This window comes from Pricia antarctica, from assembly GCF_900101815.1.
GTDB classification, from domain to species: Bacteria; Bacteroidota; Bacteroidia; order Flavobacteriales; family Flavobacteriaceae; genus Pricia; species Pricia antarctica.
Genome location: NZ_FNAO01000003.1, coordinates 436,847 through 455,548, shown reverse-complemented (window position 1 = coordinate 455,548; position 18,702 = coordinate 436,847). Strand labels below are relative to the sequence as shown.

Sequence of the window (18,702 nt, the reverse complement as noted above, 5' to 3'; positions counted from 1 at the left end):
AAATTGATACCCAATTCGCCACCTTATATCATCCGCTTGTGTATCATTCTTTATGATGGTGGTTTTTGCAATTGCCGGACCGATCTTGAAAAAATTCCGGCATCCTTACTTTTTGTTCAAACCTTGCCTACTGGCGTTCTGCGAGTCAAAGATGATAATTTCCATCGCAGTATCCGGGACCTGCAATTTTCGGGAATTTTGGGTCAAATAGCCCGAACCGAAATAAAACTCTTGTCTATACGAAGTGCCATCGGTGAGCGTAACTTCGGCATACGTATCGTTCTGTTTTAATAAGATGGTTTTTTTTGGACTCTTCTTTGTGAAACATTGCATGACCCCGTCATTGTTCGCCACCAAAAAATCTACTCCTTCGTTGGTTACAAGTTGGGCCGTGCCCCGGGCGTCGCCAAGGGTGTAAAATCCGCTTACGTCAACCGTGGTATTTTGAAAATTTCCTTTGCCATTGCCCAATAGCACTATGCCTTTCGAACTGTTCATAGAGCCGCCCAAGGTTTCGGTATCGGTTCTGTTGCCGGTAAGCAGTACATCTAAATGTCCATCATCATCAAGATCTTCGATCGAAATACCGTAAACCGGGGCCATCTGTGCCACAAGCGGTAATGCTTTGTGGACAAATTTGCCATCACCCTTGTTTTCTAAATAAGTTGTTTTGAGCGAGGTGACCTCTTTGCGTATCGCCCCCTGCAGTTCTTTTTTGGTAAAGACCTCATCAAAGGTGGCTTTACCGTAGTCTTTATAAAAACGAAATCGCCCCTTCATGGAAGATATCTGTGAGATCAATGCATCCCGGCTGGGAACCGGATAGTTGACGCCGTTGACATAACAACCCAGAATGGGATCTATCTTTCCGTTATTGTCAAAGTCTTTGGCCACGATGGTCAAAGGCTCTTCTTCAGAGGCTGTCAGGTCTGTGTTTTCTCCAAAGTTCCCGACGATGTAATCGATGTCTCCGTCCCCGTCAAAGTCGGCACCGTTAATACTGTTCCAGAACCCGCTCAGGCCGGGCATTCCACTTTCGGAGGTTACATTCTTTAATAGGCCGTTCTGGTTTTCAAAAAATGTTATTTCCATCCATTCACCGACCACGATAAGATCAGGGGCGTTGTCGTTGTTGAAATCGGTCCATAAGGCGGAGGTCACCATACCGATATCCGCAATTTCAGGGGCTACTGCGGCCGTGACATCTTTAAAACTGCCGTTTATATTTTGTAGGATGTAGCTTTGATCGACTACGGGATAGCTGTTCGGTTTAAGCCGTGACCCGACGAAAAGGTCCAGGTCGCCGTCACCGTCATAATCGGAGGCGTTTACCGTTGCCGTACTGGAATTTATCTGCGGAAGCCCACCGGAAACCTCAAAAGATCCGTCCGGTTGTTGCATGTACAATTGATCTTGATAGTTTCCGGATTCATAGGGGAGCTCATTGCCACCGCTGGCCACGTAAAGATCGGGCCTTCCGTCGGCGTTGAAATCGGCAAGGATGCTGCCCTGCTGTTCGTACTTCCAGGATTGCGGCAGGGCAGGGCCTTTCTTAAAAGTTCCATCCTTTGCCCGGTTCCAGATATAGGATGTGTCTTTAAGCGCGGTGGACATAAAAAGGTCTTCCCGGCCGTCCCCATCAACATCGCCTACCGCAAGTCCCGGTCCTTCTCGGGATAGCATTTTGAGCAGTAGGGGCTGGTCCATAAAATCGACATAGGCATTTTCTTTGTGTACCATCCGGGAAACTGTTCCGTCGGCTTTTTGCAAAAGGGTGGGTTTTTTAGGGATGCGCTCGTCCGCTATGGTTTTGGCATCGTCATAAGAAAGCTCGATTCGCGTATTGGTGCTAATGTTCCGCTGTATTTGTGTCTTTCCATCGGGCCAAGTCACCCGTAGGCTGTCCACGGAATTTCTTTTTCCCAGGCCGAAATGGAGTACGGGATCTACCGAGGAAACATAACCGCGCACCGGATATTCATGGGTTTTTTGGATAGTGTTCCCATAAAATAAGGTGACTTCTGCCCCTATACCACCGGGATTTAGTTCGGGCCCTTTCAGTTTTACGGCCAGATAACGGGTGTTCTGTTGCTTATTTTCCATCGTCAAGTTCTTATAGACGAATGCTTCGCTATTGATATTATTCGATACCAGGTCCAGATCGCCGTCCAAATCCAAATCTGCATAAATGGCCCCGTTGGAAATACTATTTGGCCCTTGGCTCCAAGTTTTGGTAACATTTTTAAAGGATAGGTCACCTTCGTTTTTGTAGAAATAATTCGCCAAGCTTATGGTAGGCAATTTCTTTACGTTATCATAAATCCTTGCCTTTCGTACGGAATCGTTGCCAAAGGGATTGTTCATCCCCACGGCATAATTGGAAAAATCGAGATCGGTAATATCCTTTCCATAACCGTTGGTCAGGAAAAGGTCTTTGAGACCATCATTGTCAAGATCGGCGATTAGGGGTGCCCAGCTCCAGTCCGTTTTATGGATTCCCGCCAGGCGTCCCATTTCCGAAAAGGAAGCATCCTTGTTCCTCAATTGAAGCGTATTTCGCACATATTGGGGCATATATCCCTTGTCGTAACGCAAGGTCTGGCCATTGTAGTTCATGACCGGGGTCATGGTTTTATTATGCAGGTTTGATTCGGGCAGCATGTCCATCTGCACGATATCCTCGAGACCATCATTGTTGTAATCCGCAATGTCCATTCCCATGCCATTGCTGGAGGTCTGGGTGATATATTTTTCTATCCCATCGGTAAACGTGCCGTCACCGTTATTGATCCACAATAGGTCGTTCGTGATAAAATCGTTGGAACAGTAGACATCAGGCCAGCCATCATTGTTAACATCTAGAATGCCGATGCCCAGGCCGTAGCCTTCAATGGTGATACCCGCTTCTTCTGAGACATTGGTAAAGGTATTATTACCATTGTTTTTGTAGAGTCTGTCCGTACTTATTCCTTGATTGTTCTTTTTGATCGGTCGCAGGTTGTTGTGATTAAAACTTTCCATGCCATTGGTCAGCACGTACGCATCAAGATCACCGTCTTTATCATAATCAAAAAAAGCCACCTGCGTACTATAACCGGAATCGTTGAGGCCGTAGGCTTTCGCCTCTTCCTTGAACGTAGTATTACCCTGGTTGATATAGAGTTTGTTTTCCGCCTTTGCAGCCTCTTTGCTGGCAATGCAGACATAGATATCCATTAGGCCGTCTGTGTTGATATCGACAAAACTGATGCCGGTGGCCCAGCCCTCTTTGGATATCCCGGCACTTTCGGTGATATCTTCAAAAGTCATCCCGCCCTTGTTCAAATACAAACGTGAAGGGACTTCATTTCCGCCAAAAAAAAGATCGGGAAGTCCATCGTTGTTGATGTCCCCCGTGCCTACCCCGGCCCCATTATAAATGTAGAGGTAATTTAAAGGATTGAAATCTATAGTTTCTTTGATATCGTTGCTGAAGGTGATCCCGGTCTCCGAAGAGGGAAGCAGCTCAAATTTTGAGGTGGGTCGATCGGGTCGGCAGCCCACGACCGCAATCAGCATCATAAACAGTACAGACGGTAAACGAAGATTTTTCAAGAATGTCTATTTAAGTCAAAAAATGGGTGCTCACGAACTCCCCGTTACTATTAGTTTGATCCGCATGGAAGCCGCATGCCCGGGAAAAGTACAAACAATCCAGTAAATACCCGCGTCGGTCGGCACCTCAAAATATAATTTTTGGGAGGACCTTGGCTCTAAAATGCCGGTATGTGCGATGACCAGGTCGGTTTCGGGAACGTAATTATAATCGGCGCCATCGAGTCCCATATGTAATGCCATGTCGGCTACTTTGTCTACAGAGGGCACGGCCAAATCAAAATCCATAACCAAAGTAAGCACTTTTTTGGTTACCGGAAGTATCCCTGAAAAAATCGTATCGGTAACTGACAATATCCCGTTAACATAATCTTAATCTTAGCTTTATTTTTGGAATGTCTTAAATAGCACAAGTTATTCTGGATATTCCATAATTATAATGAGGTTAAACTATCATATTTCCAATCGCAAAAAATTAGCACTTCAAACTCAAACACGAATAACTAACACGTAAACTCAAATTATGAAAAACCGATTATTTCAAAATTCCCTTTTTTTAGGGCTTTTTATGTTTTGCGGCTTTATACAGGCGCAAAGTGTGTCTGGAACGGTGTCCGATGAAACGGGACCGCTGCCAGGTGCTAGCGTAGTGGTTAAAGGATCGACTACCGGTACGCAGACCGATTTTGACGGAAATTTTACTTTGGACAATATCGGAGAAGATGCCGTTCTGTCCATTTCGTATGTAGGCTATTTGTCACAGGAGATTCCCGTTAACGGCCAAGCGACCCTTGCAGTTACCTTACAGGAAGATGCACAGGCCTTGGAAGAGGTCGTGGTAGTCGCTTATGGCACCTCTACGAAAAAAGACCTGACCGGTGCGGTGGGTATCATAAAATCCGATGCTATCACTAGTTTTCCAAATACCAGTGTCGATCAGGCCATTCAGGGCAAGACGGCCGGGGTCAACGTAACCCAGGATTCAGGAGCGCCTGGTGCTTCGGTATCCGTGAACATTCGCGGGGTTGGCTCGTTTGGGAACACCACTCCGTTATATGTAATCGACGGATTTCCAACGCAAGATATTTCCTTTTTGAATCCGAACGACATTGCATCGATTTCTGTTTTAAAGGATGCCTCTGCGGGTGCTCTTTATGGCGTAAGGGCGAGTAACGGGGTAGTCATCATCGAGACCAAGGGCGGTACTCGCGACAAACTGGTCGTTTCCGTCGATTCTTGGACCGGCGTTCGATTGGCTCCGAATAACATCGACGTTCTCGATGCCCAACAGTTTGCTACTCTGGCCCAGGACCTAGGTACGGCCCAAGAAAAAGCGGTCTTGCCTGAATGGAGCAACCCCGGCGCGTTGCGGAATATCGATTGGCAAGATTATGCTTTTAATACCGCTTTTAGAACCGGGCACAATATCAGTGTCAGGGGCGGGGGCGAAAAACTCAGGGCCGCCTTTACTGCCGGTGTCCTTGATGAAGATGGGGTAGTGCTTGCCTCCTCGTTCAAAAGATATAACGTGGGCCTGAATCTTGATGCCGACCTTTCGGACAAGCTTAGGTTGAAGACCGATATAAAATATGCCTACAGTGAAAACTTCCAGAATTTGGGAGCGGGATACTATAACCTTTTAAAGGTATTCGCGAACGTACCGTATTTGGACAACCGTACGGGAACGAACCTGCCCTATGACGGAAACGGTAATTATGGGGCCTTTACGGATTCGGAACTGGTCTCTACAAGTTCCAACGTGCTGGCTGGTGCCTTGCGGCCCGATAACGACAATGGCAGAAATGTAGTGCTCGGTAATTTTAGTCTGGAGTACAACTTTCTGCCCCATTTAACTGCCAAGGGAAACTTCGGCTTTAACTCACAAAATTATGCGGGATGGGGCTTTACTCCCACATACAACAATGGTGGCCTGGATAACAATCCGAATGCTTCCTATAACATTTCACAGAACACCTCGAACGAATATATTGCGGAAGGAATTCTTCAATATACGAATGAATTCGGAAAACATAAGGTAGACCTATTGGCGGGCCTATCGGCGCAACGATCGAAATATAAGAATATTTATGTCAACAGTCAGGGATTTTTGAATAACGAAATCCGCGATCTTGCGCAAGCGGCAGAAATTACCGATCGTAGAGGCACTTGGGGCACCAGTACCCTGGCAAGTACCTTTGCGCGGTTGGAGTATAATTACAATAGCAAGTATTACCTGACCGCGACCGTACGTAGGGACGGTAACGGCGACCACTTTGGCGCCAATAACCTTTACGGAGTATTCCCTTCCTTCGCGTTGAGTTGGAACCTTGATGAGGAAGCTTTTATGCAAGACAGCTTCTTCGACGTTTTAAAATTGCGCGGCAGCTGGGGCCAAACGGGCAGCTTTTTGGGTATCGGTGCCTTTCAGTACCTGGCCAATTATAATAATGGTCAAACTAGTGATGATGCAGGCTATGTATTCGGAGGGTCACCCGTTCAAGGCTTGCAACCGGTATCTCTGGCAAACCCTGACCTTAAATGGGAAACGCAGATCCAGACCGATATCGGTATTGAGGCCGAATTTTTGGACAACCGCCTCTATCTTACCGCGGACTGGTTCAATAAGGAATCTTCGGACTTTCTCTTCCAACAAGCCATACCCTCTCAAACAGGATTCACGACCAAATCGGTAAACGGCGGAAACGTGACCAACAAAGGTTTCGAGATTTTGGTAGGATACCGGAAATTCGACGGGGATTTTACGTGGGACGTATCCGCTAATTTTACCACCATTAAAAATAATATCACCGAATTGGTCGGCGCAAATGACTACGTTATCTTCGACACCGAATTCGCGCCAGGTTTTGTGGATAACTGGCAAGGGGTCACAAGATCGTATACAGGCAACAACGTCGGTACCTTTTTCGGCTATCGTGCCGACGGTATTTTCCAGACCCAAGGGGAAATCGATGCTTTGAACGCAGCGGCCCCTGAAGACATCGGGGCTTATCAATCGGCTGCCACCGCCCCTGGAGACCGTAAATTCAAAGACCTTAACAATGACGGGTTTATCACCGGAGAAGACCGAGAAGTCATCGGTAGTCCGTTCCCCGACTTTTATGGGGGCTTAAATCTCAACGCGGGGTACAAGGGTTTTGACCTCCAGGTCGATATCTATGGTACCTACGGAAACGAAATTTTGAATTTTTCCCGTGTAGAACTGGAAACCTTTGGAGGCTATGGGCTTGACAATGCCTATTCGAACATCAGCACCAATTATTACAATAACCGCTGGACGCCGAGCAACCCCTCTAATACCTATTCACGAGCCGTAATCTCTGATCCCAATAAAAACAATAGAGTCTCGGATCATTATGTAGAAGACGGCTCTTTTCTTCGCCTACGTAACTTACGATTGGGATATAGCCTGCCGAACAAATTGATAGAAAACTTAGGTATGGCTTCCGCAAAAATATATGTGAGCGGGCAAAATTTAATTACTTTAACAGGCTACAGCGGATGGGATCCCGAAATCGGTCAAGTTCGCGACAACAACGGTAATTCTGGAGTGCAATCCCGAGGCATCGACACAGGAGCTTATCCTATTACCCGTTCTTTTACCTTAGGTGTTAATCTACAATTTTAAAAAAAATCACTATGAAAATACATATAAAAAACAGAAGATGGACCAAGGTGATTACCTCCTTTGTCGTGATAGGTATGTTCGGTTGTTCGGACAGCTTTTTACAAGATGAAAAATTTGACGGACTTACCGATGAGGTCGTTTTTAGCTCGCAAGAAACCATAGTCGCCGCAGTAACGGGGGTATACGACACCTTTCAGGCAAGCCCCGCCGAATATATGACCAAAGCGGTCTTTTATCCGGCCAACTTTTTGACCCAGGATTATTTGAACATCGGGGCCGATACTTTTTTCCAGACCTTTGAGATCCCACCGACCTTTGGCGCTTTTAATAATTTTTGGATCATTAATTACAGGGGTATCGGTAGGGCCAACTCCGTTCTTAAAGACCTTGAACCCGCCATCGAAAACGGTACGGTAGATACGGAACTAGGAAATCGTTTAAAAGGGGAATGTCTTGCCTTGCGTGGGGTATTGTACTCCCTACTGGCCTCCAACTTTGGTGGTGTGCCCTTGGTACTTGAACCTGCCGGTGGAAGCGCAGACGCCTTTGCCCCACGAAACACCCAAGACGAAGTTTTTCAACAAGTAGCCTTGGATATGGAGGAAGCCGCAAAATCACTTCCCTGGGAATATGACGATGCGAACAAGGGTCGATTGACCCGGGGAACCGCCTATGCTTATATGGGCGGAGCCTACATGTGGCTTGGGGAATATGAAAAAGCGATAACCGCTTTTGAAGCCTTGGAAGGTCATTATGAACTGGAAGCAAATTTTTCCGACATCCATGCGGAGGTCAACAAAAACGGAAAGGAATCCATTTTTGAAGTCCAGCTCTATGACAACGCGGGCGATCTTAGCTGGGGACGTAGCGATAACGTAACCTTTATCCAATCGTTTTCCATGCCCAATGAAGTGGGCAATGGCGGAGGTTATTCTGCGGCCGCTAAACCACTTTACGACTCCTTTGAAACGGGTGATATAAGAAAGACCTGGTCGGTTATAGGGCCTGGGGAAGAACATCCAGATCCATTGATAAACATCTCAGACTATCCCAATGTACAGGAAAGCTATGGGGGCATCAATACCAACGGTACGGTTGAAGATCCTTGGCTTGGCGCAGATGGTCTACCGGGCCGACAGGGCTACTACAATGTTAAAATGTGGCGAAACCCGAAAGTGGACGGCTGGAACGGTCCGAACATCTTCGGGGGGCAGAATTTGATTGTCCTAAGATACGGTGAGACCCGTTTAAGCTTGGCAGAAGCGTATCACAGAACGGGTAACGATGCCAAAGCCATGGAGCTTATCATGGAAATCCGAAACCGGGCGGGTCTGACCACAACGCCTACCGGTGATATGATAGATGTCCTTATTTCCGAATACCGTCATGAACTGGCCGGGGAGTTTTCGCTATGGTGGTTGCTTCGCCGAACCGGTGAGCATGTCCGGTACCTCCAAGAAGAGTTTGGCGTCACGGTCCCAAACGGCAGAGACCTTATGCCCATACCCCAAGAGCAGGTTGATGTCAATCCGAACCTCACCCAGAATCCAGGGTATTAAAACAGTTGAGTTAGTTTAGTTTTAAAAGAGCCTTTGTTTGATCAAAGGCTCTTTTTACCTTATAAACTAAAATACCCCGCAGCAATGAAACGAAGAAACGTTCTAAAATCAAGTTCAATTCTAATAGCCCCGTTCATGATGGATTTCGAATAGCCCAATGCCCCGAAACAAACATTGGCCCTTTCACAATGGGCACTGCATCGCCAACAATTGGGAACAGTAAAAAAGAGTACGGGCAATGGCAAAAAGGGTTGGCGACCGGGCCGGAAAAGGTGTTGCAAGACCCCTTGAATCCGTTAGATTTTCCAAAAGTCGCCAAAGAACGCTTTGGTCAGCCCGGAAGGTATTAAAGCCACTAAAAATTTGCTGTATAAAGTGATGTAAAATCAAAGTACTCGCTTTATTCCTGAAAAATCCTGACGATATTGCGATGGGGTGCTTCCCTTATTTTTTTTAAAAATACGGTTAAAATGGGCGATATTGTTGAACCCGCATTTATAGGCGATTTCCGATATTCCCAAATCTTTTTCAACCAACATTTGCGAAGCATATCCGATCCTGACCGCGTTTAAATAATCAACAAAAGTTTTGCCCGTTCGTTTTTTGATGAACCGGTTAAACGACACGCCGCTCATGTTCAACAAATCGGATATTTCCGCCAGCGGGATTTTAGAGGCATAATTTTCTTGAATATAATCGTAAAGTGATTTTAGTTTCCCGCTATTTTCAAAATCTTCCAGCTGCACCGTAGAGGTTGATAGCAAACGCTGGTTTCGCGATATGGCCAAATCGTAAAAAATGGACTGGAGTTCAAGGAAATAATCCATGCCGGTCAACTTTGATACCTTCTTTATCCTGGGGGCCATGTTTTGAGTGACCGTATCGGAAAACAGGATGCCATGCGCCGCCCGGTCGAACATATCTTTGACAGGCTTCATAATACTCCTTCCCAAAAATGCATTATCGAAAAGATCGTTGTGGAACTGTATGGTCACTTCCCGAATATTTTTTGATTTGCAGTGATGTTGTTCCCACCCATGAACAAGTCCGGGACCTACGAGCACAAGTTCCAAGGCTCCGATATTTTCCAAGCTGTCGCCAACTATCCGACGTAAATTTTTACCATTGGCGATGAAATTTAGTTCCATTTCTGGATGAAAATGAATCGGGAAAGTAAAAACTTCCTTGGTCCGATCGAAGACCAGAAAACAGTCTTGGGAGGTTAGCGGGGTTATTTCACGATATACATTGGCTTCCATCGGCAGAAAATGACAAATTAGTATGCAAATTGATAAAATAGGATTAATGCGAACAACAGGCAATAATTATCTTTGGAATCCATGAAACTCCAAAAAATTACGGATTCGGTAACTTCATGGCTCGCTTTTTAATAGGCTTGCATTGTTATGCAATTATTTCCAAGGTAATAAAAATCCACTTATGTCAAGGTACTTCCACAAAGTTGCTCCTATTTTTCCATATAAATTTTATTCCCGTCTGTCGATGCTATTTTTGATTTTAGTGTCCGTACAATCTTGTAAATCGACCACTGCCCTTATGAAAAAAGAGGCCTCCTTAACCGATACGCAGGCCACCCGTGAAACCAAGTATCTTTTTAATAAGATCAAGGAAATCGCCAAACAAGGTTACGGTTTCGGACATCAAGATGCAACGGCCTATGGTATGGGATGGAAGAACAAGGCTAAGGAATATCGCAGCGACGTTAACGATGTTGCCGGGGACTATCCGGCGGTTTACGGTTTTGACATCGGCCATGTGGAACTGGGGAATATCCAAAATCTGGATACGGTCAATTTCGGGCAGATGAAAAAACTCATTCAAAAGGCAGATAACGCCGGGGGTATTATAAGCCTAAGTTGGCATGCCCATAACCTGATTTCCGGTGGTAGTACCTGGGATACCACGGCCTTTGTAAAACATATCATCAAAGGCGGTTCTTTGCATACCCCATACCGCGCCTGGTTGTTAAGGGTGGCGGATTTTTTAAATGATTTAAAGGATAAAAGGGGAAACGCCATTCCAGTTGTCTTTCGCCCTTACCACGAAATGAACGGAGCCTGGTTCTGGTGGGGCGCAGGAAATTGCACACCAGAAGAATACAAGACCCTTTGGCGCGAAACCGTGGATATTTTATCCAGGGAATTCGGGGTCCATAACGTAATTTACGCCTATTCGCCCAACGGCCTGAACCACCCTGAGGATTTTCTACGCTATTATCCGGGCGACGATTATGTAGATATGCTCGGCCTCGACATTTATCAACACGGCACAACCGAGGAGTTCGTGGAACAGCTGAGACGGGACATCCCCCTACTTAAAAAAATAGCCACCGAAAAAGATATGCCCTATGCCCTGACGGAAGTTGGCCTTAATACGATTCCAGTGCCCGATTGGTGGACCCAGGTTTTTGATAAGGAAATGGCCAATTCTGGTATCGCTTGGGCATTGTTTTGGCGAAATGCCTGGCCCGATCACTATTTTGCACCTTTTACCGGCCAAGGAAGCAGCGAAGATTTTGTACGTTTTAAAAAGCTGCCACATGTTCTTTTTTTGAAGGAAGTGAAGAGAATTAAATAACGGGTATAAATTTCAAGCACCAAATTCCAAATCCTAAAAAAAATTAATTCGTATCCATTAGCGAAATACGTGTCTGACCGACCTGAGCGCATCAGACCCTAAGAGATTTAAACCTGACCATGGAAAAACTAAAGTTAAATGAAAAAATGGGCTACGGCTTTGGCGATTTTGCCTCGTCGATGTTCTGGAAAATGTTTTCGGTTTATCTGCTTTTTTTCTATACAGATGTCTTTGGGATTACCGCCGCCGCCGTGGGCACCATGTTCTTGGTGACGCGGATATTCGACGCCGCCAACGACCCCGTTATGGGCATCATTGCAGATAGAACCAGCACCAAATGGGGCAAATTCCGGCCCTATCTTCTGTGGATGGCCATCCCATTTGGTATCATTGGAGTGCTGCTATTTACTACTCCTGATTTTGATACCCCTGCCAAATTGGTCTATGCCTACGTCACCTATTGCATTATGATGATGATCTATACGGCAGTCAACGTACCGTATGCTTCCCTTTTGGGAGTGATCACTTCGAACCTAAAAGACCGTACCGCGCTGGCGAGCTACCGTTTTATCTTTGCTTTTGCGGGCAGCATTCTGGTGCTGGCGACCGCAGAGCCCTTGGTCGATTATTTTACCAATTTCAAAGGGGGCGCGCCCAATCCGGAACAGGGCTGGCAATACACGATGATTATCTATGCCTTTATCGCCGCCCTGTTCTTTTATGGCACTTTTTATTTTACAAAGGAAAGGATTCCATTGCCAAAGGAGCAAAAGACCTCTTTGAAGGCGGATCTCAAAAACCTGGCCGGCAACGGTCCTTGGTTCATTCTCTTGGGAGCGGGCGTTTTTTCGTTGATTTTTAATTCCCTTCGGGACGGGTCCACTATTTATTATTTTAAATATTATTTTGAAAACCAGGACGCCTTTCTATTGCCTATCCTTGAGATTTCAATCACTTTCAGTACGCTATACCTTGTATTGGGGCAAGCGGCCAATATCGTGGGGGTGGTCATGGCTAAAACGGTATCCGATAGGTTCGGGAAGAAAAAGACCTTTTTTTGGGCCATGATTATTGCCGCTATATTGAGCTGTATATTTTTCTGGTTCAAGGAGGATAACCTTGCGTTAATCTTTGTCTTTCAATTTTTGATCAGTATCTGTGCCGGTATTATATTTCCCCTGTTATGGTCGATGTATGCCGATATCGCCGATTATTCGGAATGGCAGACGGGTCGAAGGGCAACGGGACTTATTTTTTCTTCCTCATCAATGTCCCAAAAAATGGGGTGGACCTTAGGAGGTGCCGTTACCGGATGGATGCTCGCCAACTATGGTTTCGAGGCCAACGTTGTACAGTCCGAAGAAGCAAAAACAGGCATACGGATGATGCTCAGTTTTATGCCCGCTATTGGGGCTTTTTTATCCGCTGTGTTTATCTTTTTTTACAAGTTGGACGATCCGCTGATGCTGAAGGTCAACCAGGAATTAACGGAAAGAAGGGTCAACGAAGATTAGAAATGTCATCCTAGGTACTTCGACTGCGCTCAGCATGCACTAAAGTCGAAGGGCCAACACTACTAAAAATGTCACCCTGAGCACCGTCGAAGGGCCAAAAAAATAAATTGCAATTTCAAATGAATAAAAAAATGACCCTGCCCAGAACCACAAACACGTTTATCCATTTGTTTCAAGAACATAGAAACCTGCTAGAAAGAACGAACGCTCCCTTACCGAGTTCCAACGGTATATTCCAACGCTACGAACATCCTATACTTACGGCTGCGCACACACCCTTATATTGGCGGTACGACCTTAATCCGGAAACTAATCCGCATGGGCTGGAGCGAATAGGTATCAATGCGGCCTTTAATGCGGGAGCTATTAAATGGGAAGGCAATTACGTTTTGGCCGTACGTGTGGAAGGTAGTGATAGAAAGTCCTTTTTCGCTTTGGCCGAAAGTCCCAATGGCGTGGATAATTTTAAATTTCGGGAACGGCCGATGCTCCTTCCGCAAAACAAGGAAAAGGACATCAATGCTTATGATATGCGCTTGATACGGCATGAAGACGGTTATGTCTACGGTATCTTCTGCTCCGAAAAAAAAGATCCTGATGCCCCGAACGGAGATACGTCCGCCGCCATCGCCAACGCGGGTATCATCCGATCCAAAGACCTTGAAAATTGGGAACGGCTTCCCGACCTGATCTCCAACTCACAGCAGCAGCGCAATGTCACCTTGCATCCGGAATTTTTCAATGGTAAATATGCCGTTTATACCCGGCCCCAAGACGGATTCATAGAGACCGGTGTCGGAGGTGGTATCGGACTCGGTTTTATCGATAGTATGGCCCACCCCGAGGTTATGGACGAGGTCATCATCAATCCCAAAAAATACCATACCGTTTATGAGCTTAAAAATGGCCAAGGCCCATCCCCCTTACAAACAAAGGAAGGCTGGTTACACCTTGCGCATGGCGTGAGAAATACGGCAGCGGGACTGCGGTATGTACTGTATATGTTCATGACCGATCTGAACGACATCCAAAAAGTCATTCATCAGCCTGGCGGCTATGTGTTGGCGCCCAACGATTCCGAGATAATCGGTGATGTGGGCAACGTCTTGTTTTCCAATGGATGGATCGCCGACGGCGACGGCAAAGTATTTGTCTATTATGCCTCCTCCGATACGCGCATGCATGTCGCAACTTCTACTATCGACATCTTGATCGATTATTGCAAGCATACGCCCGAAGACAAGCTGTATTCCAATGGGTCTGTCGAGACCATTTTGAAATTGATCGAGAAGAACAAGGGCTTATATTAAAGTGCTATGCAAGAGGAATTCGTAACGAAGGTCAAAGCTGAACTGAACAATATCCTAGACTATTGGCAGAAAAATGCCCCCGATACCGAACATGGCGGTTTTTTGGGGCGTATCGACCATTTTGGTAAGACCATTCCCGAATCTCCGAAAGGCATCATCCTAAACACCCGTATTTTATGGGCGTTTTCTGCGGCCTCCAATTATTTTGCGGACGACCGCTATAAAAGCGAATGTGAAAGGGCCTATTCCTATGTAATGAACCACTTTAAGGATACCTCGCAGGGAGGTGTTTTTTGGGAACTGGATTATTTGGGGAATCCCGTTAATCGCAGAAAACAGGTGTATGCCCAAGCATTTACCATTTATGCCCTTGCGGAGTATTATAAATATGGCGGACAACAGGAAGTACTGAGCTGGGCTATGGAACTTTTCCAGTTGGTGGAAACCCATGCGCTCGACCTGAATTTAGAGGGATACATTGAAGCTTTCGCCGAAAACTGGGATGCCATCGAGGATATGCGCCTTAGTGAAAAAGACCTCAACGCCCCCAAGACCATGAACACCCATTTGCATATTTTGGAGGCCTATACCACACTTTACGAGGTGAAGTCGGATATTGAGGTCGGGAAAGCCCTTGAAAATCTGATCCATTTGTTTTTGGAAAAGTTCGCTTCGAAAAATAATCATTTTAAACTATTTCTTTCAAACGATTGGAAGAACCTATCTTCCGAGGCGTCTTACGGGCACGATATCGAAGCCGTCTGGCTGTTGGTAATTGCGGCAAGAACCCTAAAAAATGTCAACCTTACACAGAAGACGGAAGCCTTGGCCGTAAAGGTCGCCGATATCTTTATAAAAGAGGCGCTGGACGATGACTTTGGTGTTTTCAACGCCATCGATTTAAAAACGGGAAAGTTGGATGCGGACAAACATTGGTGGCCACCGGCGGAAGCCATCGTAGGGCTGCTTTATGTCTCTAAAATTACCAAGGATAAAAGATATACATCCTTTGCCAAAAAGCTTTGGCGGTTCATCGATGATACAATTATTGACCACGACAAGGGGGAATGGTTTTTTCGCGTGAATCGCCAGGGGGTGCCCTATACCGATGAAAACAAGTTGGGGCCTTGGAAATGTCCTTACCATAATAGTCGGGCTTGCATGGAAATTATTAAATTGCTGGATTAAATAAGGTATTCGATTGCCGCAGTTTAAAAGCTGTTGATAAATAGGATGAAATGAAGGCAACACCCATATTCGACATCAAACCCGTTCACGGCGAAGGACCGCTTTGGTGTCCGATCCAAAAAACGTTCTATTGCGTCGACCTTATAAAGGGGTCTTATTTTAAGGTGGATTGGATGACCGGTACATCACAGGAATTCAACGTAGGCCAAGAACTGGGGGTAATCGGTCTTTGTGAGAACGGAAAAACAGTGGTAGGTGTCAGGGATGGTTTCGGGTTTTATGATGAGACTACCAATAGGTTGGAATTGGTCGCCGATTCTCCCGAGCTCGATGTGCCCGAAAGACGTATGAACGATGGAGCCATCGACCCCAAAGGCCGCTTTTTTGCCGGTACCATGGAATATGACGGCACCAACGATACGGGAAATCTCTATCGCTTGGATGCCGATCACAGCGTTCATCATTTGGAAAGCGATATCTTTATTACCAATGGGATGGGTTGGTCTCCGGATGGGAAAACCTATTATATGATCGATACGAACCGCAATGTGCTGTATGGCTACGATTACGATATCGAGACCGGAAATATTTCCAATAGAAGAAATCATATTAAATGGCCCAAAAACGAATTTCCGGATGGAATGACCGTTGATAGTGAAGGCGGGTTTTGGGTGGCCATATGGGATGGATATAAGGTCAGTCATTTTAGTGCAGAGGGGCAATGGATCGAAGATATTGCTGTACCGGTGCGACATGTTACCAGTTGTTGCTTTGGGGGCGAAGATTTGAAAACACTTTTGATTACCACTTCCCGTATCAATTTATCCGAGAAGGAACAGAAAGAGAATCCTCTTGCGGGAAGATGCTTTGTCGTGGAAACGGACACGGTAGGACAAGTTGAACCTAGATTTAAAGGATAATACAAACTGATCATAACTGGAGTGGAAAAGGCCATCGGTAAGGCCTGCAGCGATTTATTGTGGGTTGAAAGAGGCAGGAAAGAATCATCAAGCCAAAAAAAATAACTTTTTAATTTGGGTGATCGACAGAATCAATGATGCTCCCGCACGTCATCATCTGTACGCCATAATAGGGGTTGCGTATTTCCTCATCGGCACTTATCCAGAAGGCTCCCCGGTTATTATTGGCCATCGGGCATTTTTGGATGAATACTTTGGGATCCATGTCATCAATGTTCATAACAATAGGCACCATATTCTCGTTCAAGACCACAAAGTTGTCGCGTTGGTTTTCAATAGCATCGTTTTCGGCAATGGCGGCCAACCTCTTTTTTATTTTAGAGAAATGGGATTTTTCCATTTTGCCCAATTCCGTTTCAGGTACGGCCTCTATTTTCTCTAATGTCGCTTTGGCGAAACGTGATACTTTTTTGGAATCGCCATCGACAAAAGCATCTTTCATGTCCAGATAAGAGGGAACACTTTTTTTAAACACATCTTGGGTATTTTTAGACAGTTCCATTCGCATCTCTGACATCGTTTTATCATCTTCGTCGCTACCTGGGTTCATCATCGATTTTTTGCCCTGCAATTGTGCCGCGGCATCTACTGTAAACGTGCCATTGGTAACAATCTCATCACCATCTTGCAAGCCGGATGCAACAACAAAAGTATCCCCGTTTCGAGCGCCGAGGGTGACTTCGCGCATTTCAAAAATGGGTTCGTTGGGATTCGTCTTTAGGTAAACCAAAGAACGTTCCCCCGTCCATAGCACCGCGCTCGCTGGAATATTGAGTTGTTTGGAAGAATCTTCGGACTTGCTTTCGATTTTTCCGGTTACGAACATGCCGGGCTTGAAAATGCCTTCTTTATTATTCAGGAGCGCGCGTATTGTAACCGTTCGGGTCTGCGTATTTAAAACCGGATCGATAAAAGAAACGGTAGCATCAAATGCCGCGTTGGGATAGGCATTAGAAACAATCTTGATCCTTTGCCCTTTTTTGAGTTCTGCGATTTGATTTTCGTAGGCATCGAACTCCGCCCAGACGGAATTCAGGTTGCTGACCTTAAAGATGGGCGCGCCATCCATGATATGTGCACCTTCGCTGACGGTAATGTCGGTCACCACGCCGGATACATGTGAGTAAATGGGAAATTGCTCCAAGACCTTTCCTGTCCGTTCGATGTTATCCAGAACTTCCCCGTGTATTCTCCAATTCTTGAATTTGTTCCGTACGGCGGTATACAGTTGGGGCTGTGATTCCTTGATGCGGTAGGCGGTAATCAGTTCTTGCTGGGCGGCCACTAGGGAAGGGGAGTACACCGTGGCCACACGTTGGCCCATACTTACCTTTTCACCGAGGGATTTCACAAATAAATTCTCGACACGGCCGTCAAAATGGGCGGGCTGAGTAGCTGCTTCATCCTTGTTTTCGGTGATTTTTCCCGAAAGCCAAATCATGCCATCTGCTTCAGGAGTAGAACTTCCCACCACCGTAGTCTGGATATTGGCCAAAGCCATGGCATTTTTAGTCATTTTGATTTCGTTCATCGCCATACCTTCGCCACCCGACTCGACAGGAATCAATTCCATTCCGCATATAGGGCAGTCGCCAGGTTCGGACCGCATGATTTGTGGATGCATGGAGCAGGTCCACATTTCTTCTGCGGTCTCGCCAGAATGATCATGGATGTCGGACCTATTCGGACTGTCTTTGTCGGCCATGGAATCATTGCCAGAACTGCCGAAAATAAAATAGCCGGCCAGTAGGCCTACTACGACTGCAATACCGATATATAGTATGTTCTTGTTCATGATATTTCTTTTAAATAATCGATTTATAGTAGGTACCTAATCATTTTCCAACCTCTCGATCATCGCCTTCATCTCACCAATTTCCCTTCTTTGGGCTTCAATGATATCCTCGGCCAACATTTTGACTTCCGGGTCTTCGATATTGGCCCGTTCGCTGGTTAATATAGCGATGGAGTGATGGGGAATCATCGCTTTCATCCACAGAACATCGCCTATGATTGGCTTTTGCGCCCGTACCAGAACCAAGGCTCCCACAAAGAGCACCAAGCTACCTACATAAATGCCGATATTCTTCTTTTTATTTTTATACATTTTCAACATCAAAGACAACATAATTACGGCCATTGCGGCTATCCCCAAACACGTCATATAAAAACGGGTAAGGCTAAAATAGACGTGGTCGATCTGATACGTATTTAAATACATCGTAATGTACATGGCCACAAATGACCCCCCCAGCATCAAGAAAAATCGCGTGTAATTGCTTAATTCCTTTTTCTTTTCTTGTTCCATAATTT

General features: G+C 45.8%; 13 protein-coding genes. 8 read left to right on the top strand and 5 right to left on the bottom strand.

Annotated features, from left to right (window positions below; all coding sequences use genetic code 11):
* Positions 1–105 precede the first annotated feature (105 nt).
* Both BLT07_RS07235 and BLT07_RS07230 read right to left on the bottom strand, forming a co-directional pair.
* Positions 106–3,594 (bottom strand): VCBS repeat-containing protein, encoded by a 3,489-nt coding sequence (locus BLT07_RS07235; protein ID WP_139205114.1) that lies wholly within the window; start codon positions 3,592–3,594, stop codon positions 106–108.
* A 30-nt stretch (positions 3,595–3,624) separates the two neighbouring features.
* Positions 3,625–3,948 carry a sulfocyanin-like copper-binding protein gene (locus BLT07_RS07230; protein ID WP_091867221.1) on the bottom strand — a complete coding sequence of 108 codons (324 nt, stop codon included), beginning with the start codon at positions 3,946–3,948 and terminating at the stop codon, positions 3,625–3,627.
* A gap of 169 nt (positions 3,949–4,117) precedes the next feature.
* On the opposite strand from BLT07_RS07230, the gene BLT07_RS07225 reads away from it, so the two are divergent.
* The 3 genes from BLT07_RS07225 (at position 4,118) to BLT07_RS20925 (ending at position 9,149) form a co-directional block, all read left to right on the top strand.
* Positions 4,118–7,240 carry a SusC/RagA family TonB-linked outer membrane protein gene (locus BLT07_RS07225; protein WP_091867219.1) on the top strand — a complete coding sequence of 1,041 codons (3,123 nt, stop codon included), beginning with the start codon at positions 4,118–4,120 and terminating at the stop codon, positions 7,238–7,240.
* 11 nt (positions 7,241–7,251) lie between these two features.
* Positions 7,252–8,799: a RagB/SusD family nutrient uptake outer membrane protein gene (locus BLT07_RS07220; RefSeq protein ID WP_091867217.1), complete on the top strand. Its 1,548-nt coding sequence runs from the start codon at positions 7,252–7,254 to the stop codon at positions 8,797–8,799.
* A 188-nt stretch (positions 8,800–8,987) separates the two neighbouring features.
* Positions 8,988–9,149 (top strand): hypothetical protein, encoded by a 162-nt coding sequence (locus BLT07_RS20925; protein WP_175455274.1) that lies wholly within the window; start codon positions 8,988–8,990, stop codon positions 9,147–9,149.
* A gap of 36 nt (positions 9,150–9,185) precedes the next feature.
* Here the strand turns inward: BLT07_RS20925 and BLT07_RS07215 are convergent, their stop codons facing one another.
* On the bottom strand, positions 9,186–10,058 hold the full coding sequence (locus BLT07_RS07215) for an AraC family transcriptional regulator (RefSeq protein ID WP_091867215.1): 873 nt from the start codon (positions 10,056–10,058) through the stop codon (positions 9,186–9,188).
* Positions 10,059–10,356: 298 nt separating this feature from the next.
* Between BLT07_RS07215 and BLT07_RS07210 the strand changes: the two genes are divergently transcribed.
* From BLT07_RS07210 to BLT07_RS07190, 5 genes are all read left to right on the top strand, one after another.
* The gene (locus tag BLT07_RS07210; protein ID WP_175455273.1) at positions 10,357–11,397 is read left to right on the top strand and encodes a glycoside hydrolase family 26 protein; all 1,041 of its coding nucleotides are present in this window, start codon (positions 10,357–10,359) and stop codon (positions 11,395–11,397) included.
* A 119-nt stretch (positions 11,398–11,516) separates the two neighbouring features.
* Positions 11,517–12,911: an MFS transporter gene (locus BLT07_RS07205; RefSeq protein WP_091867211.1), complete on the top strand. Its 1,395-nt coding sequence runs from the start codon at positions 11,517–11,519 to the stop codon at positions 12,909–12,911.
* A 119-nt stretch (positions 12,912–13,030) separates the two neighbouring features.
* Positions 13,031–14,221: a glycoside hydrolase family 130 protein gene (locus BLT07_RS07200; protein ID WP_091867209.1), complete on the top strand. Its 1,191-nt coding sequence runs from the start codon at positions 13,031–13,033 to the stop codon at positions 14,219–14,221.
* Between the two features lie 6 nt (positions 14,222–14,227).
* Positions 14,228–15,409 carry an AGE family epimerase/isomerase gene (locus BLT07_RS07195; RefSeq protein ID WP_091867207.1) on the top strand — a complete coding sequence of 394 codons (1,182 nt, stop codon included), beginning with the start codon at positions 14,228–14,230 and terminating at the stop codon, positions 15,407–15,409.
* Between the two features lie 50 nt (positions 15,410–15,459).
* Entirely contained in the window at positions 15,460–16,329 is an 870-nt protein-coding gene (locus BLT07_RS07190; protein WP_091867205.1) for an SMP-30/gluconolactonase/LRE family protein, read from the top strand.
* Between the two features lie 109 nt (positions 16,330–16,438).
* Here BLT07_RS07190 and BLT07_RS07185 read toward each other — a convergent pair whose 3' ends face one another.
* Both BLT07_RS07185 and BLT07_RS07180 read right to left on the bottom strand, forming a co-directional pair.
* Entirely contained in the window at positions 16,439–18,184 is a 1,746-nt protein-coding gene (locus tag BLT07_RS07185) for an efflux RND transporter periplasmic adaptor subunit (RefSeq protein ID WP_091867203.1), read from the bottom strand.
* A gap of 36 nt (positions 18,185–18,220) precedes the next feature.
* Entirely contained in the window at positions 18,221–18,697 is a 477-nt protein-coding gene (locus BLT07_RS07180; RefSeq protein ID WP_091867202.1) for a DUF305 domain-containing protein, read from the bottom strand.
* Positions 18,698–18,702: the final 5 nt, after the last annotated feature.

Bases quoted from the DNA above. Each gene is read 5' to 3' on its own strand.
- BLT07_RS20925 (WP_175455274.1), top strand. From the start codon at position 8,988: ATGGGCACTGCATCGCCAACAATTGGGAACAGTAAAAAAGAGTACGGG.
- BLT07_RS07220 (WP_091867217.1), top strand. From the start codon at position 7,252: ATGAAAATACATATAAAAAACAGAAGATGGACCAAGGTGATTACCTCC.
- BLT07_RS07210 (WP_175455273.1), top strand. From the start codon at position 10,357: ATGAAAAAAGAGGCCTCCTTAACCGATACGCAGGCCACCCGTGAAACC.
- BLT07_RS07200 (WP_091867209.1), top strand. From the start codon at position 13,031: ATGAATAAAAAAATGACCCTGCCCAGAACCACAAACACGTTTATCCAT.
- BLT07_RS07195 (WP_091867207.1), top strand. From the start codon at position 14,228: ATGCAAGAGGAATTCGTAACGAAGGTCAAAGCTGAACTGAACAATATC.
- BLT07_RS07190 (WP_091867205.1), top strand. From the start codon at position 15,460: ATGAAGGCAACACCCATATTCGACATCAAACCCGTTCACGGCGAAGGA.
- BLT07_RS07225 (WP_091867219.1), top strand. From the start codon at position 4,118: ATGAAAAACCGATTATTTCAAAATTCCCTTTTTTTAGGGCTTTTTATG.
- BLT07_RS07205 (WP_091867211.1), top strand. From the start codon at position 11,517: ATGGAAAAACTAAAGTTAAATGAAAAAATGGGCTACGGCTTTGGCGAT.
- BLT07_RS07215 (WP_091867215.1), bottom strand. From the start codon at position 10,058: ATGGAAGCCAATGTATATCGTGAAATAACCCCGCTAACCTCCCAAGAC.
- BLT07_RS07180 (WP_091867202.1), bottom strand. From the start codon at position 18,697: ATGGAACAAGAAAAGAAAAAGGAATTAAGCAATTACACGCGATTTTTC.
- BLT07_RS07185 (WP_091867203.1), bottom strand. From the start codon at position 18,184: ATGAACAAGAACATACTATATATCGGTATTGCAGTCGTAGTAGGCCTA.